The sequence below is a fragment of the Variovorax sp. YR216 genome (assembly GCF_900107745.1).
Lineage (GTDB): Bacteria > Pseudomonadota > Gammaproteobacteria > Burkholderiales > Burkholderiaceae_C > Variovorax.
Genome location: NZ_FNRO01000002.1, coordinates 359,326 through 380,965, shown reverse-complemented (window position 1 = coordinate 380,965; position 21,640 = coordinate 359,326). Strand labels below are relative to the sequence as shown.

At 66.7% G+C, this 21,640-nt stretch carries 24 protein-coding genes; 14 read left to right on the top strand and 10 right to left on the bottom strand.

Going from position 1 to position 21,640, the window contains the following annotated elements:
- Positions 1-311 precede the first annotated feature (311 nt).
- From BLW05_RS06605 to fliE, 7 genes are all read right to left on the bottom strand, one after another.
- Positions 312-605 (bottom strand): EscU/YscU/HrcU family type III secretion system export apparatus switch protein, encoded by a 294-nt coding sequence (locus BLW05_RS06605; protein WP_093161246.1) that lies wholly within the window; start codon positions 603-605, stop codon positions 312-314.
- A 58-nt stretch (positions 606-663) separates the two neighbouring features.
- The gene (locus tag BLW05_RS06600) at positions 664-1,962 is read right to left on the bottom strand and encodes a flagellar hook-length control protein FliK (protein WP_093161244.1); all 1,299 of its coding nucleotides are present in this window, start codon (positions 1,960-1,962) and stop codon (positions 664-666) included.
- A 19-nt stretch (positions 1,963-1,981) separates the two neighbouring features.
- Complete coding sequence (locus BLW05_RS06595) at positions 1,982-2,314, bottom strand: flagellar protein FliT (protein ID WP_256330079.1); 333 nt, start codon at positions 2,312-2,314, stop codon at positions 1,982-1,984.
- A 35-nt stretch (positions 2,315-2,349) separates the two neighbouring features.
- Entirely contained in the window at positions 2,350-2,772 is a 423-nt protein-coding gene (gene fliS / locus BLW05_RS06590) for a flagellar export chaperone FliS (protein WP_093161243.1), read from the bottom strand.
- A gap of 19 nt (positions 2,773-2,791) precedes the next feature.
- On the bottom strand, positions 2,792-4,246 hold the full coding sequence (gene fliD / locus BLW05_RS06585; RefSeq protein WP_093161241.1) for a flagellar filament capping protein FliD: 1,455 nt from the start codon (positions 4,244-4,246) through the stop codon (positions 2,792-2,794).
- 153 nt (positions 4,247-4,399) lie between these two features.
- Positions 4,400-5,704 (bottom strand): FliC/FljB family flagellin, encoded by a 1,305-nt coding sequence (locus BLW05_RS06580; RefSeq protein ID WP_093161240.1) that lies wholly within the window; start codon positions 5,702-5,704, stop codon positions 4,400-4,402.
- 163 nt (positions 5,705-5,867) lie between these two features.
- Positions 5,868-6,194 (bottom strand): flagellar hook-basal body complex protein FliE, encoded by a 327-nt coding sequence (gene fliE, locus BLW05_RS06575; protein ID WP_093161238.1) that lies wholly within the window; start codon positions 6,192-6,194, stop codon positions 5,868-5,870.
- A 287-nt stretch (positions 6,195-6,481) separates the two neighbouring features.
- Between fliE and fliF the strand changes: the two genes are divergently transcribed.
- From fliF to BLW05_RS06505, 14 genes are all read left to right on the top strand, one after another.
- A complete protein-coding gene (gene fliF / locus BLW05_RS06570) occupies positions 6,482-8,254 on the top strand; it encodes a flagellar basal-body MS-ring/collar protein FliF (protein ID WP_093161237.1) in 1,773 nt (590 codons plus the stop codon).
- The gene (gene fliG / locus BLW05_RS06565) at positions 8,244-9,242 is read left to right on the top strand and encodes a flagellar motor switch protein FliG (RefSeq protein WP_177142578.1); all 999 of its coding nucleotides are present in this window, start codon (positions 8,244-8,246) and stop codon (positions 9,240-9,242) included. Before fliF ends, fliG begins: the two co-directional genes overlap by 11 nt.
- Positions 9,229-10,044: a flagellar assembly protein FliH gene (gene fliH, locus BLW05_RS06560; protein WP_256330076.1), complete on the top strand. Its 816-nt coding sequence runs from the start codon at positions 9,229-9,231 to the stop codon at positions 10,042-10,044. Before fliG ends, fliH begins: the two co-directional genes overlap by 14 nt.
- 3 nt (positions 10,045-10,047) lie before the next feature.
- The gene (gene fliI, locus BLW05_RS06555; protein WP_093161235.1) at positions 10,048-11,469 is read left to right on the top strand and encodes a flagellar protein export ATPase FliI; all 1,422 of its coding nucleotides are present in this window, start codon (positions 10,048-10,050) and stop codon (positions 11,467-11,469) included.
- Between the two features lie 17 nt (positions 11,470-11,486).
- A complete protein-coding gene (gene fliJ / locus BLW05_RS06550; RefSeq protein ID WP_093161234.1) occupies positions 11,487-11,942 on the top strand; it encodes a flagellar export protein FliJ in 456 nt (151 codons plus the stop codon).
- 16 nt (positions 11,943-11,958) lie between these two features.
- On the top strand, positions 11,959-13,317 hold the full coding sequence (locus BLW05_RS06545) for a flagellar hook-length control protein FliK (protein ID WP_177142577.1): 1,359 nt from the start codon (positions 11,959-11,961) through the stop codon (positions 13,315-13,317).
- A gap of 110 nt (positions 13,318-13,427) precedes the next feature.
- Positions 13,428-13,919 carry a flagellar basal body-associated protein FliL gene (gene fliL, locus BLW05_RS06540; RefSeq protein WP_093161231.1) on the top strand — a complete coding sequence of 164 codons (492 nt, stop codon included), beginning with the start codon at positions 13,428-13,430 and terminating at the stop codon, positions 13,917-13,919.
- A 21-nt stretch (positions 13,920-13,940) separates the two neighbouring features.
- Positions 13,941-14,942, top strand: coding sequence for a flagellar motor switch protein FliM (gene fliM / locus BLW05_RS06535; protein ID WP_093161229.1), 1,002 nt, complete (start codon positions 13,941-13,943; stop codon positions 14,940-14,942).
- Positions 14,935-15,354: a flagellar motor switch protein FliN gene (gene fliN, locus BLW05_RS06530; protein ID WP_093161228.1), complete on the top strand. Its 420-nt coding sequence runs from the start codon at positions 14,935-14,937 to the stop codon at positions 15,352-15,354. Before fliM ends, fliN begins: the two co-directional genes overlap by 8 nt.
- 113 nt (positions 15,355-15,467) lie before the next feature.
- A complete protein-coding gene (gene fliO, locus BLW05_RS06525; protein WP_256330073.1) occupies positions 15,468-15,920 on the top strand; it encodes a flagellar biosynthetic protein FliO in 453 nt (150 codons plus the stop codon).
- On the top strand, positions 15,917-16,675 hold the full coding sequence (fliP, locus tag BLW05_RS06520) for a flagellar type III secretion system pore protein FliP (RefSeq protein WP_093161225.1): 759 nt from the start codon (positions 15,917-15,919) through the stop codon (positions 16,673-16,675). The genes fliO and fliP overlap by 4 nt, the downstream gene beginning before the upstream one ends.
- 96 nt (positions 16,676-16,771) lie before the next feature.
- Complete coding sequence (gene fliQ / locus BLW05_RS06515) at positions 16,772-17,041, top strand: flagellar biosynthesis protein FliQ (protein ID WP_093161223.1); 270 nt, start codon at positions 16,772-16,774, stop codon at positions 17,039-17,041.
- 11 nt (positions 17,042-17,052) lie between these two features.
- On the top strand, positions 17,053-17,844 hold the full coding sequence (gene fliR / locus BLW05_RS06510; RefSeq protein ID WP_093161222.1) for a flagellar biosynthetic protein FliR: 792 nt from the start codon (positions 17,053-17,055) through the stop codon (positions 17,842-17,844).
- An 84-nt stretch (positions 17,845-17,928) separates the two neighbouring features.
- The gene (locus tag BLW05_RS06505; RefSeq protein ID WP_093161220.1) at positions 17,929-18,918 is read left to right on the top strand and encodes an acetoacetate decarboxylase family protein; all 990 of its coding nucleotides are present in this window, start codon (positions 17,929-17,931) and stop codon (positions 18,916-18,918) included.
- Between the two features lie 249 nt (positions 18,919-19,167).
- On the opposite strand, the gene BLW05_RS06500 is transcribed toward BLW05_RS06505, so the two are convergent.
- From BLW05_RS06500 to BLW05_RS06490, 3 genes are all read right to left on the bottom strand, one after another.
- Positions 19,168-19,485, bottom strand: a complete 318-nt coding sequence (locus tag BLW05_RS06500; RefSeq protein ID WP_093161218.1) for a FlxA-like family protein — start codon at positions 19,483-19,485, stop codon at positions 19,168-19,170.
- A gap of 70 nt (positions 19,486-19,555) precedes the next feature.
- Positions 19,556-19,969: a PaaI family thioesterase gene (locus BLW05_RS06495; RefSeq protein ID WP_093161217.1), complete on the bottom strand. Its 414-nt coding sequence runs from the start codon at positions 19,967-19,969 to the stop codon at positions 19,556-19,558.
- Between the two features lie 39 nt (positions 19,970-20,008).
- Positions 20,009-21,568: a bifunctional AfsR/SARP family transcriptional regulator/alpha/beta hydrolase gene (locus BLW05_RS06490; protein WP_177142576.1), complete on the bottom strand. Its 1,560-nt coding sequence runs from the start codon at positions 21,566-21,568 to the stop codon at positions 20,009-20,011.
- Positions 21,569-21,640 lie beyond the last annotated feature (72 nt).

Below are 21,640 nucleotides of genomic sequence, written 5' to 3'. Positions count from 1 at the left end.
CACTCCGTTTGATACAGGTTCTAGTCTATCGGCAGGTTCTAACAATTCTTAACATCTTCAGGATCTCTCGTCCCAGAAAGTGAGACTTATCTGACACGAACCTGAGCCACTCAAAATTCCAAGAAACCCCATCTGGCGGGAAGTAAGTAGAATGAGTACAACAAAAGGTCGATGCAGTTTCATTGATGGATGAAAAAGTATTCAACCCAGCAATAACCCAATAATCACCGAGCCAATTTTTCTCTCTTTCTATGAATCATCATTAACACGAAACAAAAAGTATCAATTCAAGATTCTTCGTGTGAAATATTTCATGGCATCCGCCCCGGATTCGCGCTCGTGTCACTTTCGAGACGGTGGATCCAGGCCATCAGCTCGGCCACCGCGCGATAGAGCTGCGGCGGGATCTGCTGGTCGAGGTTCACCTGCATCAGCAACCGGACGAGATCCGCGGACTCGTGCACATAGAGCCCGTTCGCCTTCGCTTCGCGCATGATCGATTCGGCGACGACGCCGTAGCCCTTCGCCACGACCACGGGCGCCTTCGCGGTGTCCGCATGCGACAGCGCGACCGCGCCGTGGCGATCGTCCGCACCGGTGGTCATTGGGTGACCTCCGTGCTTCGCACTGCGGTGCGAGCGCCTTCGGGCGGCCGGGCGGCGCTCATGACGGATTCATCCCGGAAACCTGGAAGTCCTGCAGCCGCAGTCCGATCGCATCGAACCGCCGGGCGAGCGCGCCGCCATCCGCCTGCAACCGGGCGACGGTGGTGGCGTCGGCCGCATTCAGGCGTGCATGCACGCCCGCGCCGACGAGGCTGAGCCGCACATCGACCACGCCCAGACGGGGCAGATGCATCGACACCGTGGTCGACCAGGGCCGCACCGCTTCCTCGCCGCCGGCATGCGCCTCGCGTTCGTCCGTCTCCTGCTCGATCGACCATTGCATCGGCACACCGGGCCAAGCCTCGCCGCTCCACCGGAAGACCGACGTGGCGAGCAGATCAAGCTGCTGATGAACGAGCGCAATGGACTGCGGATGGATCATCTCGTTCGCAACAGGAGCGAGACTGTTTGTCACGGTGTTGCCTGCATGGCGAACCGTGACGGTTTCTGCGGCGGCGCGCTCGGGCCTGGCCTCGGGCATCAGCGCAGGCGGTTCGGCCCAGCGGTAGGCCGCCTGGACGCGCGCGGCCTCAGGATGGGATTCGCCGTCGACGGCGAGCGGCGCATCTCCGGAAGCCGGCTGTGCCATCGCAGCCTTCGGCTCCTGTACCCCGGCGGTGCTGCCCTGCCCTGCCGGCGCAGCCGCAGGTTTCCCGGTACTCGCAGCGAGTTCATCGACTGCCGGGGCGATGCCTTGTGCGACGACCTGCTGCGGCGCTTCGGCCTGCGGCGAAGGCAGCGATGCACCCGCGGCAACCGGCTGTGCCCCGGCCGGCTGTGCCTCGGCCGCCAGCGCCACTGCGAGCCCCGGACCCGACCAGCGCGCCTGCGGCTCCTGGGCCATTTGCGCCAACGTGCGGCCACCCGCCGCGAATTCCGCGAGATGCGATTCGTAGAACAGCCCGCTGTTCGACACGTTCTGCGACAGCGTGCCCGCGAGCGCACCCGCATCCGGCGTCTTCGCGGAGGCCCACGCAGGCGCGGCGCCGCGCACCGGACCTGCATCGCCATGCTCATCCGCCAGCAGCGCACTGATGACCCGTGCCGCCGCCGACAACTCGGCCTTCGCGGCGCGCGTCGGAGAGCCTTCGCGGTGCGACGCATCACCGAGGGCGCCAGGCGCCAGTCTTTCGAGTGCCGCGTTCGACGGCAGTCGCACGTCGTTCGCGACCTTGCCCACCTGCATCGCCGGTCCGGGCGGACCGATCTCGGCCTCGCTCTTGATGGCGAGCACGTCCATCCGCGGCGATGTCTTCGCAGTGAGCAACGTGTCGATCAACCCGGACAAAGCGATCATGGCGCCGTCTCAGTACCGGTCAGTGCGGCCGGCCGTAGGCCTTGCCCAGCGACCGCTGCTGATGCAGCGAGCCCATGCGTGCGATCAGTTCCTCGATCTGCGGCTTCACCAGGCCGCTGACTTCTTCCTGGCCAACACAGATGCGCGCGATCAGGCGCCGCATCTCGTCGTACTGCGCCGGGTCCAGCACGACCAGCGGCTGCAGCACCTTGAGCCGATCGACCAGCGCAGAGCACTGCGCCTCGAGTTCCGGCAGCCGACCCCATTCCTTTCCACGCGCCAATTCAGCCATCAGCGACACACGCATCGCGAGCTCGCTGTAGCAATGGACGACTTCACTCGTGACTGCCATGTTGTTGTCCCTCTTCTTCTCAATTTATGGCGGCATCAGGCGGCCGTCGCGCCGGCATCGATCTCGCGCCAGGCGCCGCCGATGTCATCGAGCAGCCGATCGGCTTCATCGAGCGCGTTCTCGTCGTTGCGCAGGTTTGCGTAGAGCAGCCGTTGCACGATGTAGTCGTAGAGCACGGTGAGGTTATTCACCAATTCGGCCCCTGCGGGACCGGCTGCCTCGGCATCGAGGCTCGCCTTGAGGCCGTTCTCGACGATGTTGATCGCCTTCGAGATCGCACGACCCTTGGCGACGACATCGCTGCCGGCCATGTGGTGACGCGCCATGCCGATGGCGGTTGTCGCGCCGTCGAAGAGCATGCAGATCAGTTGATGCGGCGATGCGCTCATCGCGCCGGACTCGACGCCAACTCGCGCATAGGCGCCCGCGCCGGTCCTGAAGTTGTGAGGTGTGTACATCGACGTCTCCACCGGAAAATCAGCTGCTGCTGCTGGTGCCGGACATCGCAGCGAACTGCTGCTTGAGGTAGGTCATCGTGTTGTTCATGCTGCTGATCATCACGTCCAGCTGCGTGAACTGCGTGCGGTAGCGCGCCACCGTGTCGTCGACGCGAAGTTTCATCGCGTCGTACTGGTCTCCGAGCTGCTTGATCGTGGTGGACACGCCATCGGTGGCCGCCTGCAGCAGGCCACCGGTCGAGGTGACGTTGTCGATCAGCGCGCTCAGTTGCTTGCCGTAGCCGGTCGTGCTGCCGCTGGCGCTCGCGAAGAGATTCGAGACGCCAGCGAGATTGCTGGAAAGGGCCTTGCTGAGCTTGGTCGTATCGAGGGACAGCGTGCCGTCCTTCTCAAAGGACACGCCGACCTCCGACAACACCTTCATGTCATTGGTCCCACCGGCCTGGGGGGTGGTCAGCGCCTGCCGGATGCGGACCTGGAGGGCCAGCAGCGTCGAATCGCCCATCAAGGCGGCGCCGGTCTTGGTGCTGGCGTCGTACGCCGTCAGGGTGCTGGCCGTACTCTGAAGCTGGTTGTAGGCGTTCACGAAATTGCTCACCGCGGCCTGCACCGATGAGGTGTTGGGCTGCGCCACGACACTGGTGGTTCCGACGCCGGCCAGGTTCATGGTCATGCCCTGAACCGCCTCGCTGACGGTATTGGTCGCGCTGGTGACGGCGATCCCGTTGACTGTGAGCTTGGCGTTCTGGGCCGCCACGGTCTGCTGAAGATTCTGGGTGCCAGCCGGGTCGTTGCCCAGCAGATTCTGCAATGCCGTGTCGCCGGTCACGGAGATGCGCATGCTCGATGCTTCCCCGGTCTTGCTGGAAGCCAGCACGAGCCGGTTGGGCGTGCCACTGCCATCGTTCACGATGCTCGCCGTCACACCCGCGTTGGCGCTGTTGATCGCGTCGCGAATTCCCTCCAGCGTGTTGTTGGTGCTTCCGATGGTGATAGACGCCGCCGTGCGGCTTGCATCTGCCGTGAAGGTCGCGCCCGTGTACTTGCCGGTGGCGCTGTCGAGCGTGCCGCCGCTGATCGTGCCGAAATCGATGGTGATGGTTCCGCTGCCGATCGCCGTGGTGGCGCTGGCCTGGCCCGCACTCACCAGCGATTGTGACTGCGCAAGCTGCGTCACGTTGACCGAATAGCTCCCCGCCGACGCAGTGCTGCCGGCCGAAGCGGTCAGCACACCGGTCGAGCCGACGTTGACGCTCCAGCCCTGAAAGAGTGCGGGGTCGGACAGGTTGTCGGCCGCCGTCTTCAGCACGCCGAGCGCACTACTCAAAGTGCCGTAGGCCGAGAGCTTGCTCGTGAAGCTTGTCTGGCGGTTCTGCAAGTCCACCAGCGGTTGGCTTTCCGCCGTCTGAAGATTGGTCAGAAGGGTGCTCAGGTCAAGGTTGGAGCCGACGCCCAGACTGCTGATCGTTGCCATGAAAGGGGTTCCTGAAGGTTCTGTTTGCTGTCCTCTGGAGCCTGGCGCGGGCCAAGCCCCAGAGGACAGCACAGGCGGATCGGGCTCGCACCCGACAGCCTGTAGCCGCCGATGCCCTTCCCGGGCGGGAAGAGCACCAGCCTGTCACTCGGATCAGCGCAGGAGCGACAGCACGCCCTGCGTGGTCTGGTTGGCCTGGGCGAGCACCGAAGTACCAGCCTGTTGCAGGATCTGAGCGCGGCTCATGTTCGACACTTCGGTCGCGTAGTCGGCGTCCTCGATGCGCGAACGCGAGGAGGACAGGTTGGTCACCGTGGTGCCGAGGTTGGCGATCACCGAGTCGAAGCGGTTCTGCACCGCACCCAGCGAGCTGCGCAGATCGTCGACCTGCTTGAGCGCGGCGTCGATCTTGGCGAGCGGGCTGGCCGAGGCCGCGCCGGCGAATTCGGTCGTCGCGGTCGTTCCGCCGCTCGTGCTGAGCTCGTCGACCGTGGCCGACGTGACGGCCGTGGTCGTCGCTCCGCCATCGGCGAGAGGGTCGACGTCGGTAATACCGAAGTTCTTGCCCTGGATGGTCACGTAGCCAGTCACCGCGCCGGCGGAGTCGACGCCCACCTTGACCGGCTGAGCGGCCAGGGCGACGGCGCTGGCCGTCGGGATGCCGTTGACAGCGTCGGCGTAGCTCACCACGGCCGTGTTCAGCGTCACCGCGCCGGTCGCGCGGTCCACCGAGGCCGCATAGTAGTCAGAGCCCGACTGGACCACGAACTGGCCGGTTCCGGTGCCTGCGTTTTGCACTTCGTGCAGGCTCAGATCAGTTGCGCTCACGCCCAGGGTCGTCGCAGCGGCGCTCAAGTCGACGTTCGACGAACCGGTACCCGCGGCCTGCGCCACGCTCGTGAGAGCGGCGCCGACCGGCAGCGAGTTCTTGGCCACCGAGAAGCCGCTCAGGCCGAGCGTGGAGGAATTGATCTGCTTGAGGTCGATACCGATGGTCTGCCCGTCCGACGCGCCAACCTGGATCGACAGCTTGTTGTTGCCGGCAAGCACCTTCACGCCGTTGAAGTCGGTCTGCTGCGACGTGCGGTCGATTTCCGCGAGACGCTGCGAGATTTCAGCCTGGATCGATGCCTGGTCGGCGGCGGAGTTGCTGCCGTTGGCCGCCTGCACGGCGAGTTCGCGGATGCGCTGCAGGTTGTTGTTGACTTCGGTCAACGCGCCTTCGGTCGTCTGAGCCAGCGAGATGCCGTCGTTGGCGTTGCGCGAGGCTTGCGTGAGACCCTGGATGTTCGCGGTGAAGCGGTTTGCAATGGCCTGGCCGGCAGCATCGTCCTTGGCGCTGTTGATGCGCAGACCGGACGACAGGCGCTGGATCGCAGAATTCAGCGCCGACTGCGACTTGGTCAGGTTGTTCTGCGTGAGCAGGGAAAGGCTATTCGTGTTGATGACTGACGCCATGTTCGACTCCTGTTGACAAAGGTTGTGGACTCCGGCCTAGGCCGTAACGCTGGACCCGCTCCCACTGTGAGACTCAAGCCATCGTTGAGTGAGTTATCGACCGGGGCCCACAAACCTTTAGGGCGGCTTTCGAAAAAAGTACGCCCAGAGACACAAGCGCGATTTACGCCTGCAGGCTCATCACTTCCTGATAGGCGGCCACGAGGCGGTTGCGCACCTGAATACCGGTCTGGAACGCCACGTTGGCCTTCTGAAGATCGACCATCACGTCGTTGAGCGCGACGCCCGGCTTGCCCAGTTCGAAGGCTTCGGCCTGGCCGTAGGCGTGGTTCTGTGCGCCGCTGATGTTGTCCAGCGAGCGCTTGAGCTCGGCCGCGAAGCCGCCCGATTCGGTGGGCGCGGCGGAAGCGGTCGATGCGGGTGCGAAGCCCGCCTGCACGGCGGTGGCGCGCATTTGCTGCAGGACGGATTCGATGGCGGAGATCGACATTCGGGTTCTTTCTTGATTCGTGCTTGTCGGTTGCTAGGGAAGCGCGCAGGCGCTCCGTCGTCCTTTCAGCGTATCAAGGGAAGACCCGCATTCAAGCCGCCAACAAACGGCAAAAACCCCCGTTGTTCGGCCTATCGATTTCTGGACGTCTCCTGACAATCGATCGCGAAACGAAAAGTCCGCTGACCCTTGTCATCGGCCTCCGGCATGAAATCTGAACAAAAAACTTCAAGCATCACCATGACGACGGACCGCGACTGCGCGACAGCCATGACGAGGGCTCGGGCATGACCGCTGCGGCAACGCCAGCGAACGCGGCGCCCGCGGCGGCCTCCTCGCTTCCCCCGTTCCTCGAGCGGATTCGTGCGCAGCCGAAGCTGCCCATGATCGTCGGCGGCGCTGCGCTGGTCGCAGCAGCCGCCGCCTTCACGCTTTGGAATCACGGACCCGAATACAAGGTGCTCTACACCAACGTGTCGGACCGCGACGGCGGCGCGATCATCGCGTCGCTGCAGCAGATGAACGTGCCGTACAAGTTCGCCGAAGGCGGCGGTGCGATCCTCATCCCCGCCGACAAGGTGCCCGAAGCACGCCTGAAGCTCGCGGCGCAGGGCCTGCCCAAGGCCGGCGGCGTGGGCTTCGAACTGATGGACAACCAGAAGTTCGGCACCAGCCAGTTCGCCGAGCAGGTCAACTACCAGCGCGCGCTCGAAGGCGAGCTCGCGCGCTCGATCGAATCCATTGGCAACGTCGATTCGGCGCGCGTGCATCTCGCGATCCCGAAGCCGTCGCTCTTCGTGCGCGAGCAGAAGAAGCCTTCGGCCTCGGTGGTGCTCACGCTGCAGCGTGGCCGCAGCATCGACGAAGGCACGGTCAGCGCGATCGCGCACATGATCTCCAGCAGCGTGCCCGAGCTGGACGCCAAGAGCGTGACCGTGGTCGACCAGCGCGGCAACCTGCTCTCGGCCGCGAACAGCGGCGCGCGCGGGCTCGACGTGAGCCAGCTCAAGTACACGCAGGAAATCGAGCAGGGCTACATCCGCCGCATCGAGGCGATCCTGCAGCCGATCGTCGGCGCGAACAACGTGCGCGCGCAGGTGGCGGCGGACATCGACTTCTCGATCGTCGAGCACACCGACGAGAAGTACAGCCCCAACGCGGACCCGGCCCGCGCCGCGATCCGCAGCCAGCAGTCGAGCGAATCGAACCAGCGCGGTGCGGTGCCGCCGGGCGGCGTGCCGGGCGCGCTGTCGAACCAGCCGCCAGTGAACCCGACCGCGCCGATCACGAACCCGCAGCAGCCCGGTCAACCCGGCGCGCAAGGTGCACAGAACGCACAGAACGCACAAGGCGCCCGCGGTGCCCAGAACGCCGCTGCCGCCAACGCAGCCAATTCGGCCGTGTCGACCGCCGCAGCCTCCGCCCCGGGCAGCTCGCGCAAGGACATGACGACCAACTACGAGCTCGACCGCTCGATCCGCCACGTGCAGCAGAGCGCGGGTGGCGTCAGGCGCCTGTCGGTCGCGGTGGTCGTGAACTACAAGGACGCGGTCGAAGGCGGCAAGGCCACGCAACGCGCACTGACGCCGGTCGAGATCGACCAGATCCGCAACCTCGCCAAGGAAGCGATGGGCTTCAGCCAGGAGCGCGGCGACTCGCTCAACGTGGTCAACAGCGCCTTCGCCGACGACCGCGAACCGGCCGCGCCGGAAGTGCCGCTGTGGCGCGATCCGCAGAACATCGACCTGGCCAAGACGATCGGCGGCTACCTGCTGGTGGCGCTGCTGGCGCTCTTCGCGTGGTTCGCGGTGCTTCGTCCGCTGCTGCGCAAGCACCTCGCGCCGCCGCCGGCACCGGAGCCGGTGGTCGCCACGCAGGCGTCTGACGGCGACGAACCGGCGCTGGACGACGCGCCGCAGATCCCGCCGGAAGAAGCCCTGCGCGTGCGCGAAGCCGCTCGCCAGAAGGCCGACATGGACTACGCCCACCAGCTCGCCGAGCAAGACCCCAAGCTCGTCGCCACCCTGATCTCGCACTGGATGAACACCCATGATCAGTGAACTCGGAACCCGCAAGGCCGCCATCCTGCTGCTGGCGCTCGGTGAAGACCGCGCGGCCGCTGCGCTCCACCACCTGCCCACTGCCGAGGTGCAGACGCTCGGCCTCGCGATGGCGAAGCTCAGCGCCGTCTCGAAGGAAGAACTCTCGTCGGTGCTCGCCGAGTTCCGGCAGGAGACCGAACAGCTCTCCGCCCTGCATCTCGGTTCGAGCAGCTACATCCGCGCGGTGCTCAGGAAGGCGCTCGGCGACGACCGCGCAAGCAACCTGCTCGAAGACATCCTGCAGGCCGACGAACCGCACAGCGGCATCGAGCGGCTCAACCAGCTCGAAGCCAGCGAAGTGGCCGAGCTCATCCGCGACGAGCATCCGCAGATCCTCGCGACGGTGCTCATCCACCTGGACCGCATGAAGGCCTCGGAAGTGCTCGAGAAGCTGCCGACGCGCCTGCGCCACGACGTGATCATGCGGATCGCCACCTTCGGCGGCGTTCAGCCTTCGGCGCTCAACGAGCTCACCGACGTGCTCACCGAGATGCTGTCCGGCCAGGGCCTCAAGCGCAGCCGTCTCGGCGGCGTACGCACCGCCGCGGAGATCGTCAACCTCATGGCGAGCGCGCAGGAAGAGGAAGCGATCGCCCATGTGCGCGAAGTCGACGACGCACTGGCCCAGCGCATCGTGGACGAGATGTTCGTCTTCGAGAACCTCCTGGGCCTCGAGGACCGCAGCATCCAGCGCCTGCTCAAGGACGTCGAGTCCGACTCGCTCATCATCGCGCTCAAGGGCGCGCCGCAGGAGCTGCGCGACAAGTTCCTCGCCAACATGTCGCAGCGCGCCGCCGAGACGCTGCGCGAAGACATGGAGCTGCGCGGCCCTGTGCGCGTGTCGCAGGTCGAGGCCGAGCAGAAGGCGATCCTGCAGGTGGCACGCCGCCTTGCCGAATCCGGCGAAATCGTGATCGCAGCGCCTGGCACCGATGACTTTGTCTAAGCAGGCCCGGCACGCCTTCGCCCCCGGTGCGCGCGCGCTGCTCGCGTCGGCCTATGCGCCGCCCGCGACAGCCGCGCCCGCCGCGGCACCACAGCCCTCCCGGCCCGGCAAGCCGGTGCTGTCCGCATGGCAGCGCTGGGAGATGGACACGCTCACCGAAGCGCAACCCGCGGACGCGTCACAACGCGCCGCTGCCGCCCCGGCCGAGGTCGCGCCCTCGCCTGCCCTGCTGCATGCCGCCGAACTTGCGCAGCTGCGCCGCGAGGCGCGCGCGGCCGGCGAAGCCGAAGGCCGCAAGGAAGGTCTCGCCAAGGGCCACGCGCAAGGACTCGCGCAAGGCCACACCGAAGGCGTCGCCGCAGGGCTCGCCGCTGCAAGCGCCCACGCCGAACAGCTCCGCGCCATCGCGAGCAGCCTGCCCGCGGCGCTGCACCGCGCCGAAAGCGAAGTGGCCGATGCGCTTCTCACGCTCGCGCTCGACATCGCGCGGCAGGTGGTCCACCGCACCCTTCGTGCCGAACCCGAATGGGTGCTGCCGCTGGTGCAGGAGCTGCTGCACGCCGAACCCGCCTTGCAGGGCGAGCCCCGCCTGCTCCTGCATCCGGACGATGTCGCGCTGGTGAAGAACAGCCTGGGCAACGAGCTCGAAGCAGCCGGCTGGCACGTGCGCGCCGACGAGACCATGACGCGCGGCGGCTGCCGCGTGCAGTCCGCGAGCGGCGAGCTCGACGCCAGTCTTGAGACCCGCTGGAAGAACGTGACCGCTGCATTGCATCGCGATGCGGACGCGCAGGGAACCTGACCGATGACCGTTGCCACGCCTCTCGATTCGCCCGACCGCCATCTGCAATCCTGGCTCGACACCCTCACGCGCGCGCGCCATGACGTGAGCCGCGCGCCGATCAGCGTGCAGTCCGGCCGCCTCACGCGCGCAGTGGGCCTCGTGCTCGAAGCCGTGGGTCTTCAACTGCCCGTGGGCAGCGACTGCCTCGTCGAACTGCCGCCAGGCCATACACACCGCTATGCCGAAGCCGAAGTGGTCGGCTTCGCTGGCGACAAGCTCTTCCTGATGCCGCAAAGCGAAGTGTCCGGATTGCTTCCCGGCGCACGCGTGATTCCGCGGCCAGGCAGCGGCGGATCGACCCTCGCCGGCGAAGGCCACGCCAAGCGGCTGCCGGTCGGCGAAGGCATGCTCGGCCGCGTCGTGGATGCCGCCGGACGGCCGCTGGACGGGCTCGGCCCGCTCGACATCGCTCGCAAGGTGCCGCTGTCTTCGCCGCCGATGAATCCACTCACCCGTGCGCCGATCGATTCGGTGCTCGACGTCGGCGTGCGCGCGATCAACGCGATGCTCACCGTCGGCCGCGGCCAGCGCATGGGCCTCTTCGCGGGCTCGGGCGTCGGCAAGAGCGTGCTGCTGGGCATGATGGCCCGCTACACCAGCGCGGAAGTGATCGTGGTCGGCCTGATCGGCGAACGCGGCCGCGAAGTGAAGGACTTCATCGAGAACACGCTGGGCGAGGAAGGCCTCGCACGTTCGGTGGTCGTCGCCGCGCCTGCCGACAACTCGCCGCTGCTGCGCCTGCAGGGCGCGGCCTATGCCACCTGCCTGGCGGAGTACTTCCGCGACCAGGGCAAGGACGTGCTGCTCATCATGGATTCGCTCACCCGCTACGCCATGGCGCAGCGCGAGATCGCGCTGGCGGTGGGCGAACCGCCTGCCACCAAGGGCTATCCCCCTTCGGTGTTCGCGAAGCTGCCTGCACTGGTGGAGCGCGCCGGCAACGGCGCACGCGATGCCAACGGACACGGCGGATCGATCACCGCGTTCTACACCGTGCTCTCGGAGGGCGATGACCAGCAGGACCCGATCGCCGATTCGGCGCGCGCGATCCTCGACGGCCACGTGGTGCTCTCGCGCTCGCTCGCCGAGGCGGGCCACTACCCGGCCATCGACATCGAGGCATCGATCAGCCGCGCGATGACCGCACTGATCCCACCCACGCAGTTCGACGTGGTGCGCCGCTTCAAGCAGATGCTCTCGCGCTACCAGCGCAACCGCGACCTGATCAGCGTCGGCGCCTATGCGCCCGGCCACGACATCCAGCTCGACCAGGCGATCGCGATGTATCCGCGCATCGAAGCCTTCCTGCAGCAGGCCATGGAAGAACGCACCGACTACGCCGCATCGATTGCGCGCATGACCAAGCTCTTCGAGCCCGGCTGAACCCGGAAGGAACGACCATGCCCCAGCGACTCCCCCTCGAAATGCTGACCGACCTCGCCCGCACGCAGACCGACGAGTCCGCCAAGCGGCTCGGCCTGTTGCAGAACGCGCAGCTCAGCGCCAGCCAGAAGCTGGAGATGCTGATGAAGTACCGCCAGGACTACGTAGAGCAGCTTCAGGCGCTGATGAGCGAGGGCCTCGCCACCGCGAAGCTTCGCAACTACCAGGCCTTCCTGGCCACGCTCGACGGAGCGATCGAACAGCAGCGCGCCATCGTCGCGCAGGCCCTCACGCGGCTGGACCACGGCCGCGACGACTGGCGCAACAACAAGCGCCGCCTCAATTCCTTCGACACGCTCGCCGAGCGCGTGCGCCGGCAGGAGCTGATGGCGCAGGCCAAGCGCGAGCAGCGCGAGAGCGATGAACGCGCGGCGCGCAAGTTCTTCGACCGTGCCGCCAACCCGACTATCTGAAGCTTCCGGAGCCCACATGCCCACCGTCATTTCGCCCTCCATCAATCTTTCCGGCCTGCAGGGCGCAGCCGCCGGTCCGCGCGGGCGCAATGCCGAGCAGTCCGACGGCCGCAGCTTCGGCGCGGCGCTCGACCGCTCGCGCGCCACGAGCGCCGCGGACGCGCAGCAGACCGCCGAAGTCTCCAGCACCGAGACGCTTGCAGGCCGCAAGACCACCCGCCCCGGGGAGAAGAAGAGCGAGCTCAGCGCGGACGATGTCATGGCGCTCCTCGCGCCGCTGTCCGCGCCCGTCGTGCCAGTCGCCGCACAGGGCAAGCTGACGCCCGAGGCGGCAGCGAAGGCCGACGCCGCAAAGGCGGCGGACGGGCTTGCCGCCAGCGCCCAATCGCCCGCGTTGCCTCAGGACGCCGCAACACTTGCCGCCGCATCGTCGAAGGACGGCCCTGAACAGGACGCCCGTACGGCCTTCGCCAAGGAAGGCGCGCAGGACGCTCACGCAGCGAAGCCGGCTGCGGATCAGGCCGACAACGCCGGCCTGCCGCTCGCCACGGCCGCAGCCACGGCTGCAACGACTTCGGACGCCGGCGCCAGTGCCAACGCGACCGCGCCGTCACTGACCCCGGCATCCACGCCCGTCATCCCGCCCACCGCAGACGCCAAGGCGACCGTGGCCGCGAAGCCCGCAACCGCTGCCGATGCCAACGTGCCTGAAGCAGCCACGGACAAATCCGCAGCGGTGTCGCAAGCCACCGCCGCCGTCGAAGCCGCGAAGCCCGACGCACCGGCCGCGCACACGGCCACCGCCTCGGTCGATCCCGTCACCGAGCCCGCGCCGCAAGCCCTGGCGGGACTGCAAGCCAGCGCCGCGCCTGCCATCGACCGCGCCGTCGAGCCCGCGAAGACCACGCCCACCCTGGCCGTCGCACCCGAAGTCGGCAGCAGTGAATGGGGCACGGCCGTCGGCCACCAGATGATCCGAATGAGCACCGGCGGCCACCAGGTCGCGGAACTCAACCTCAACCCCGCCAACCTCGGGCCGCTGAAGGTCACGCTGACGATGGGCGACAACCAGGCGCAGGCCATGTTCGTCTCGGCGCACGAATCGGTGCGCAAGGCGGTCGAAGCCGCGCTGCCGCAGTTGCGCACCACGCTGGCCGAACAGGGCATCAACCTCGGCCAGACCTCGGTTGGCGCGGAAACCCGCCAGCCGAACGGTGGCAGCGCCTTCGCCGAGCAGAACCCGCAGCGCCCCCAAGGCCAGCCGGACTACCCGGGATCGGGCCGCGCCGACAGCGCCGCAACGCAGCCGGTGGCCGCAGCGCCTTCGGCATCCACTCCGCGCCGCGCCACCGCCGGCCTGGACACCTTCGCGTGAACCTTGCCTTTTGCAATGAACGGATCTGAAGCGCTTTTCCACGCTTGATCAGCCGTTCGCTTGCAGGGGAGTTCGCAAAGAATAGACCGAACCAGTTACCTCGCTTCAACATGGCTACTTCAACTCCCGCCGCCAACGCCGCGCCTGCCGCAGCCCCCCGCTCGTCGAAGCTCGTCATCGGCCTGCTGATCGGCGTTGCCGTGCTCGCCGCCGGCGCGGCCGGCTACATGTACTTCCAGCACAAGCCGGGCGCCGCCGCGGCCGAAGCCGCGAAGCCCGTCGTACCCGAGAAGCCGATCTTCGTGACGCTCGAGCCGATGACGGTCAACCTCCAGGCCGAAGGCCGGAAGTACCTGCACGTCGGCATGTCGCTCAAGGTGAAAGACGAGGCCGCGAAGGCGCAGATCGTCGAATTCATGCCCGAGCTGCGCAGCCGCGCGTTGCTGCTGCTGTCGAACCGCGCGCCCGACACGCTGATGTCCACCGAAGACAAGTCCCGGATCGCCGGCGAAGTCCGCGACGAGCTGAACCGTCCGCTCAACGACACCCTGCCGCCGCAAGGCATCACCAGCGTCTCGTTCAACACCTTCGTGGTGCAATAAACACCCGAAGGCAAGCGATCCATGGCCTATGAACAGGTCCTCTCGCAGGACGAGGTCGATGCGCTGCTCAACGGCGTCACCGGCGGCAGCGTCGACCAGACATCGAAGCCCGCACCGCCCGCCGACGGACTTCCAGCCTATGACCTCGGTGCACCCGACCGCGTGGTGCGCGGGCGCATGCACACGCTGGAGGTCATCAACGACCGCTTCGCGCGCGGCCTGCGCAGCGCGCTCCTGAACTTCATGCGCCGCAGCCCCGACATCTCGGTGGGCCCGGTGCAGATCCAGCAGTACGGCGAGTTCGTGCGCCACCTTCCGGTGCCGGCGAACATCAACATGCTGCACATGAAGCCGCTGCGCGGCACCGCGCTCTTCGTGTTCGACCCGAAGCTGGTCTTCCTTGTCGTGGACAACCTCTTCGGCAGCGACGGCCGCTACCACGTGCGCGTGGAAGGCCGCGACTTCACGCGAACCGAGCAGCGCATCATCAAGCGCCTGCTCGACCTCTCGCTGCAGTGCTATGCCGAGGCATGGCAGCCGGTGCATCCGCTGGCCTTCGACTACATCCGCGCCGAGATGCACGGCAAGCTCGCGAACATCGTCGCGCCCAACGAGGTGGTGGTGAACACCACGCTGCAGATCGAGTTCGGCCCCATCGGCGGCTTCCTGCACGTGTGCATTCCGTACTCGATGATCGAGCCGATCCGCGACCTGCTCTCGAACCCGATCCAGGACGAGGTCGAGATCGACAAGCGCTGGGTCAAACAGATGTCCAGGCAGATGCAGGCCGCCGACGTCGAGCTCACCGCGGATTTCGTGACGATGTCCTCCACCATCGGCGAGATCGTCAAGCTCCAGGTCGGCGACGTGCTGCCCATCGACCTGCCGACAAGCGTCATCGCCAAGGTCGACGGCGTGCCGGTGATGGAGTGCGGCTACGGCATTTCGAACGACCGCTACGCCCTGCGCGTGCAAAACATGATCACTCACCAAGACAGCGATTCGAAGAACGACCATGACTGACAACACTTCTCCCGCCAGCGAAGCCGACGACTGGGCAGCCGCACTGGCCGAGCAGACCGCAGCGTCGCCCGAACCGGCGCCCGCGCCCGCCGCGTCGCAGGTCTTCCAGCAGATCCAGGAAACGGCATCGGTCGCCGCCGGCGTCACCGCGCTCGACATCGCACGCGTCATGGAAGTGCCGGTGCAGCTCACCGCCGAGATCGGCCGCACCCGCATCACCATCAAGAACCTGCTCCAGCTCTCGCAGGGCTCGGTCGTCGAACTCGACGCGCTGGCCGGCCAGCCGCTGGACGTGCTGATCAACGGCTACCTCATCGCGCAGGGCGAAGTGGTGGTGGTGAACGAGAAGTACGGCATCCGGCTGACGGACATCATCACGCCTTCAGAGCGCATGCAAAAACTAGCCCGGTGATGAGCACACCCCCAGCCTCGCCCACTTCGTGTGGCTCTGCACCCCCTTGCAGGGGGCAATCCCAGTGGCCCGGCAAAGCCGGTTCCACGGGATTCCTGGCTTGGAGCGCTCGCTTGTCTACGGCTGTGGTGGCGCTTGCGGCGCTGCCGGCGCATGCGGTGCTGCCCACGGTTCCTTCGCACAGCGCTGCCGAGGCTGCGCCGGCGGTTGGCGCGGGCGGGCTGCTGCAGGCGGGCTTCGGCATGGTGGTGGTGCTGGGGCTGATCTTTCTGTGTGCGTGGCTGGCGCGGCGCTTCGGGTTGCAGCGCTTCAATGGCGGCAACGTCGTGAGGGTGGTGTCGAGCTCGAACATCGGTCAGCGCGAGCGCGTCGTTGTTGTCGAAGTCGGCGGCAACTGGCTGGTGCTTGGCGTGACGCCCAGCCAGATCAACACGCTGCACACCCTGCCCGCGCAGGCCGTGCCACAAGCCCCGGTTGCCGCCAGCGCCGCGGCACTCAAACCCATCGACCTCTTCGCGCAGAAGCTGCGCGAATCCATCACCGGCAAGACCCGCCCGGCTCCATGATGCGCAACCTTTTTCGCCGAAGCCTTCGGGGCGGCGTGGTGCTGCTCGCGGCGATGCTGCCGCTCGCAGCCTGGACGCAGGGCCTGCCCGGCCTGACCAGCACGCCCGGCCCCGGCGGCAGCCAGACCTGGTCGCTCAGCGTGCAAACGCTGGTGATGCTGACCTCGATCACCTTCCTGCCCGCGCTGCTGCTGTCGATGACCAGCTTCACGCGCATCCTGATCGTGCTGGGCCTCTTGCGCACCGCGATCGGCACCCAGGCTTCGCCGCCCAACCAGGTCCTGGTCGGGCTGTCGCTCTTCCTCACCTTCTTCGTGATGTCGCCGGTGTTCGACAAGGCCTACACCGACGCCTACAAGCCTTTCTCGGACAACAAGATCAGCACCGAGAAAGCGCTGGAGCGCGGCATCGAGCCCTTCAAGACCTTCATGCTGCGGCAGACGCGCGAGAACGACCTCGCGCTGTTCGCCAAGCTCGCCAAGGCACCGGAGATGCAAGGCCCCGAGCAAGTGCCGCTGCGCATCCTGCTGCCCGCCTTCGTGATCAGCGAGCTGAAGACCGCCTTCCAGATCGGCTTCACCATCTTCATCCCGTTCCTCATCATCGACATGGTGGTCGCGAGCGTGCTGATGTCGATGGGGATGATGATGGTGCCGCCGGCCAGCATCGCGCTGCCGTTCAAGCTGATGCTTTTCGTGCTGGCGGACGGTTGGCAACTCCTCATCGGCGCGCTCGCCCAGAGCTTCTTCACCTAGAGAATCCACGATGCCCCCACGCTCCGCACTTCGTGTCGTCGCTGCCCCCCGAGGGGGCTCGGCCCTCCCTTGGGGCGGCCCGGCGGGAGGCCGGCCATGACCCCCGAAACCGTCATGACCATCGGCAGCCAGGCCATCCAGGTGACGCTGATGCTCGGTGCGCCGCTGCTGCTGGTGGCGCTCCTGATCGGCCTGGTGATCAGCATCTTCCAGGCGGCCACGCAGATCAACGAAGCGACCCTGTCGTTCATCCCCAAGCTGGTCGCGATCTTCCTGACGCTGATCATTGCCGGACCGTGGATGCTTGAGAAGATGCTCGACTACATCCGGGCGCTGTTCATGAGCATTCCGCAGCTCGTGGGCTAGGGCCTGCGCCGATGCCGCAGGTCTTCTCGGTCACCTCCGCACAGCTCACCGCGTGGCTGGTGGCCTTCCTCTGGCCCTTCGTGCGCATGCTGGCGCTGGTCAGCACCGCGCCGGTCCTCGGCGAAGCGACGGTGCCGCGGCAGGTCAAGGTCGGCTTCGCGGCCGTGTTCGCAATCCTGCTCGCGCCGACGCTCGGGCCGATGCCCGACGTGCCGGTCGTCTCGGCGGGCGGCGTGTGGATCATCATCCAGCAGGTCCTCATCGGCGCGGCCATGGGCTTCACCATGAAGCTGGTCTTCACCGCAGTGCTGGCGGCGGGCGAATACATCGGCCTGCAGATGGGCCTGTCGTTCGCGTCCTTCTTCGACCCGATGAACGGTGGGGCGACCATGGTGGTGGCGCGCTTCCTCAACATGCTGGCGATGCTGATCTTCATCGCGGTGGACGGCCATCTGATGATGATCGCGGCGCTGGCCGAGAGCTTCCAGGCGCTGCCGATCTCCGACGCACCGCTCAACGCCAATGGATGGATGGTCATCGCGGCCGGCGGCGGGCAGATCTTCGCGACCGGGCTGATGCTGTCGCTGCCGCTCGTCACCGCGTTGCTCACGCTCAACCTGGCAATGGGCATCCTCAACCGCGCCTCGCCTCAGTTCAGCATCTTCGCTGTCGGCTTTCCGCTGACCCTGCTCGCGGGCATCGGAATGCTGCAACTGTTGATGCCCCATCTGGGCGCCATGCTCACGCCCCGGTTCGATGCGGGGATCGAGGCGATGCTGCGGCTGGTGCAGGGGTTGAGGTAACGGACCCACATCCGCCGCCCAGGGGATCGACATCGGGTGGAAAAGGGAGCAACGTAGGGCGTCCCCTCGCGAAACGGAGGCCCTGTGGACCCTCTCGTTCATCCCGTTCGAGCCGACCTCGCCAGGTTCTCGTGGGTCGATGCGATCGTCCGGTGGCTTCGCCACCGCGTGTTCGGATGGCAGGACATCGCATCCACCCTGGCGCCCGCGCCCCTGAAGCCGCCTTCGCCCGGTCCGCTGTCGAAGAGCCATTTCAAGGGCGGCTACCTGCCCGGTCCTCCAAAGGTCATCAATGGCGGGCAGTCGAGCTATGACGGCACGCTGCTCATCACCCTGCTCGACAACGCCCTGGTGACCGCTGCGCTCCCCGAAGGCCTCGAGCTCGCGCAGCGGAACGACCCCACGGTCACGACCCACCCCGTGATCCTGATGCTGGGCGTGCAGGGCAACCTGTGCTGGATTTCGAACGGCAACGTGATTCCGAGCGGGGTGCCGCCTTACGACGAGCTGATCCTGGTGATCCCCTACGTGGTCCGGTCCGGTGGTGCCCAATGGCACAACTGCGTGATCCGCATGTACCTCGACAACGCGGCGGCAGTCTTCATGGGCAACCTGATCTACGCCTACGCCAAGGAGATCGCGCAATTCCTGAAGCAGGGCACCAAGACCACGGTCTCTCAGTCCTACCTCGAGGTCTTCAATTGCAGCATCGTGCCTGGCGGCCCGTCGATCCCCATCGCGACCGCACCGGCGCTGCCGGCGGGGTTCGCCGATGTGCAGGAAGTATTCCGGATGCCCCTCGTCGGCAGCTTCCCGATCCTCACGGCCTTGCCCTCGTACCCGTACAGCTGTTCGTATTTCGACTGGGACTATGCGAACGCGCAAGTCGCAACGGCCGAGGGCGTCCTCACCTTCGTGCAACCGTTCAACGACGGCATGCAGGGCTGGGTCGCTGCCGGGCCGATGATGAGTGCGCCCGGCGGCGCCTTTGGAATCACCGGACTGCGCTGGCGGCTTTCGGCGGAGCCACTGCCGTGGCACGCGGGCGTGCCGCCGGCCTGCAATTTCTATTGACCTCGGACGGCCAGCATGAGCCGACGCGCGTAGGCGAGATGCGCACGCCAAAGGGTGGCTTTGTCTTTCTTGCGCCCGCCCCTGCGCCGCTAATCATGAACCCATCAACAGGAGTTCAACATGAAGAGTCTCATCCTCTGGCTTTGCGGCGTGCCGATCGGCGTGATCATCCTCCTCAAGATCTTCGGGGTGTTCTGAGCGCGCGCGGGCCGATCTGAATCCTGAACCGTGCCGCCCGCGCCCTCGACTTCAGGCCTGGGTGTCGATCATGCTGCCGGACGCCGAGCCCGACTGCCCCCGAGAGACGCTCGCGGCCTGGCTCCCTTGCATGGCGCTCTTCTGCGTCGCGGCAGCCTGCAGAGCCGTGATCTCGGCCTGGATCATCGCGATCTGCCGGGACAGCAGGTTCTCCTGCATTTGGGTGTCCTGCGTGCTGTCGCCCTTCTGCAGCTTGGTCAACTGCTTTTGCAGCGCGGTCAACTGCCGTTGCAGCGCCGCGATCTGAGAGCTGATGTTGCTGCTCCCGCCCGTGGCGGTGCTGCTGCCTGTACTGACTGCCGAAACCATGGCTTTTCCGTTCTATGAGTTTCCAGAACGGGTTATCGGCAGCCGCGGCGAAAGTTGAAGGGCAGAGGATCTACCGCGGCCGGTCCGGCGGCAATGCGTATGTGCCCACGACATGCGCGACCGGCTCCGGCAGGCCCTCCGAATACAGAGTCACCTCCCCGACCGCCAGGGACCTCCCGACCTTGATGAGTTTGCAGGAACCGACGATGGCTCGATCCGCCGGAGGCTTCCGAAGAAAGTTGATGTTGAGGTTGGTCGTCACTGCAAGCGGAACGATGCCGATCTCGCCGAGGATCGCCACGTACAGGGCGACGTCGGCGACCGCCATCAGCACCGGACCGGACACCGTGCCGCCGGGGCGCAGTTCGTCGGGTCCGACTTCGTGGCGCACCGTGGCGGACATGCCGCCTACGGCATCCACCCTGCACTTGGTCTGTGGAAACTCGGCGGCCAGGAAATCGGAAATGTCGGTCGTGGATGGCATGCGACATGCTAATCGGCGGCCGGAAGCCGGCCGCGTGCGTCATCGGCCGGCAAAGTTCAATATCGCCTGGATGACCGGCTGACTGTCGCCCGCCCACCAGAAGTGATCGGTGCCTTCGAGCGGATGCCAAACCGCGCCGGGAATCGTCCGGGCAAGGTGCTCGCCCGCTTCGAACCGGACCGCCCGGTCGCCGCGCCTGTGCATCACGAGCGTCGGCACCCTGATGCGCTCCAGTGCCGGCCGCATGTCGGCATCGCGCAGGCCAGCCAGGATGGCTTCCAATCCGCCGGGGGAGGCGGCATGCCGCACGAGGCGTGCCCACCACGCACGCACCGCCGGATCGTCCTGCTCGCTCGGCGCAAAGGTCTCGATGCCGGCAGGACCGCCCCACCCGGCCACGAGTCGCTTCAGCCAGACGTCGTAGGCCGCGGCGGGCAAGGCCCACGGATAGTCCGGCGCGGCCGCGCCACGCGCCAGTGCCCCGAAAAGGCACAGTCCCGCAACACGATCCGGATGGTCCACCGCCAGGTGCATCGCGCCCAGGGAGCCCTCGGACGAACCAAAGAGCCAGGCCCTCGGCAAGCCCGCATCGTCGAGGATCGCCGCAATGTCCTGAGCGAGGGCGGCGGGCGTGCTCGCCGCGCGCAAGCGCTCGGACATGCCGATCCCGCGCCGGTCGAACAGGACGACCCGGAAGCGTTCAGCCAGCGCCTGGACACACGCGCGAATCGGGGGATGCTCCAAGGCAATCTCGATGTGACACACGAAGCCAGGGCAAACGACCAGTGCCTGCTCGCCTGACCCGAGCACCGTATAGGCGATGGTCCCGGCGGCACTCTCGGCGAACCGCACGCCGGGTCGCTCGACACGGTGGGACCACAGACGCCTGAGGTCTTCGGTCATCCGCAGGTACGCCTTCTCGGTCTGCGGACCGGGGCCGATCCCGAACTCCGCGCGCAGAACGTCCGCGCAGCGCGTGTAGGTGGCTTCAACCCCCGCGCTGTGCCCCTGGAGGGCATGCAGCTGCATCAGAAGAACGTAGCTGGGTTCCCGGTAGGTATCGAGCGCCAGAAGGATCTCGGCCAGATCCAGCGCCGCTGCAAACTCGCCGCGCCTGGCCAACGCATCGATGACCCGCTCGAGGAGGCGCGCCAGGAGGTGCTCATGCTCGATCGACACCGCCTTGACCCAATCGTCGAACGCTTCGGATCCCAGGCTGATGCCCTGCAGGAGCGGTCGGCGTGCGCGGTCAATCCATTCGCGCGCCTCGCTCAGGGTGGCTTCCTCGAGCGCCTCCGAAGCGACAGCGCTGCGCGCAAACCGGGTGAACTGCAGTGCGTCCGTCGCGATTCGCCCTGCCGCGAGCGACAGGCAATCGTTGGCAGACGAAAGCATCCTGCAACCCACCGCCTCCTCCAGCGTGTAGACCAGTCTGCGCAGCCGCGCGCGGCCTTGCGCTTCATCGGCATCCGGCCAGAGCAGCGTGGCGAGGTGCGCCCGAGGCACGGGCCCGGGGTGGAAGGCGAGATAGGCCAGCAGCGCGAACGCGCGCTTGAGCGAGAGCGGGACTTCATGCCCCTGCACGACCAGCGCGGGCACGCCAAAGACCTGCAGCCTCGGGGCAGGCAGTTCACTTGCGGCAGATCGGGTGGGTGAAGGCATCGCGTGTTT

Coding starts and splice junctions, on each gene's coding strand:
- BLW05_RS06605 (WP_093161246.1), bottom strand. CDS start 605: ATGACCACCGGTGCGGACGATCGCCACGGCGCGGTCGCGCTGTCGCAT.
- BLW05_RS06600 (WP_093161244.1), bottom strand. CDS start 1,962: ATGATCGCTTTGTCCGGGTTGATCGACACGTTGCTCACTGCGAAGACA.
- BLW05_RS06595 (WP_256330079.1), bottom strand. CDS start 2,314: ATGGCAGTCACGAGTGAAGTCGTCCATTGCTACAGCGAGCTCGCGATG.
- fliS (WP_093161243.1), bottom strand. CDS start 2,772: ATGTACACACCTCACAACTTCAGGACCGGCGCGGGCGCCTATGCGCGA.
- fliD (WP_093161241.1), bottom strand. CDS start 4,246: ATGGCAACGATCAGCAGTCTGGGCGTCGGCTCCAACCTTGACCTGAGC.
- BLW05_RS06580 (WP_093161240.1), bottom strand. CDS start 5,704: ATGGCGTCAGTCATCAACACGAATAGCCTTTCCCTGCTCACGCAGAAC.
- fliE (WP_093161238.1), bottom strand. CDS start 6,194: ATGTCGATCTCCGCCATCGAATCCGTCCTGCAGCAAATGCGCGCCACC.
- fliF (WP_093161237.1), top strand. CDS start 6,482: ATGACCGCTGCGGCAACGCCAGCGAACGCGGCGCCCGCGGCGGCCTCC.
- fliG (WP_177142578.1), top strand. CDS start 8,244: ATGATCAGTGAACTCGGAACCCGCAAGGCCGCCATCCTGCTGCTGGCG.
- fliH (WP_256330076.1), top strand. CDS start 9,229: ATGACTTTGTCTAAGCAGGCCCGGCACGCCTTCGCCCCCGGTGCGCGC.
- fliI (WP_093161235.1), top strand. CDS start 10,048: ATGACCGTTGCCACGCCTCTCGATTCGCCCGACCGCCATCTGCAATCC.
- fliJ (WP_093161234.1), top strand. CDS start 11,487: ATGCCCCAGCGACTCCCCCTCGAAATGCTGACCGACCTCGCCCGCACG.
- BLW05_RS06545 (WP_177142577.1), top strand. CDS start 11,959: ATGCCCACCGTCATTTCGCCCTCCATCAATCTTTCCGGCCTGCAGGGC.
- fliL (WP_093161231.1), top strand. CDS start 13,428: ATGGCTACTTCAACTCCCGCCGCCAACGCCGCGCCTGCCGCAGCCCCC.
- fliM (WP_093161229.1), top strand. CDS start 13,941: ATGGCCTATGAACAGGTCCTCTCGCAGGACGAGGTCGATGCGCTGCTC.
- fliN (WP_093161228.1), top strand. CDS start 14,935: ATGACTGACAACACTTCTCCCGCCAGCGAAGCCGACGACTGGGCAGCC.
- fliP (WP_093161225.1), top strand. CDS start 15,917: ATGATGCGCAACCTTTTTCGCCGAAGCCTTCGGGGCGGCGTGGTGCTG.
- fliQ (WP_093161223.1), top strand. CDS start 16,772: ATGACCCCCGAAACCGTCATGACCATCGGCAGCCAGGCCATCCAGGTG.
- fliR (WP_093161222.1), top strand. CDS start 17,053: ATGCCGCAGGTCTTCTCGGTCACCTCCGCACAGCTCACCGCGTGGCTG.
- BLW05_RS06500 (WP_093161218.1), bottom strand. CDS start 19,485: ATGGTTTCGGCAGTCAGTACAGGCAGCAGCACCGCCACGGGCGGGAGC.
- BLW05_RS06495 (WP_093161217.1), bottom strand. CDS start 19,969: ATGCCATCCACGACCGACATTTCCGATTTCCTGGCCGCCGAGTTTCCA.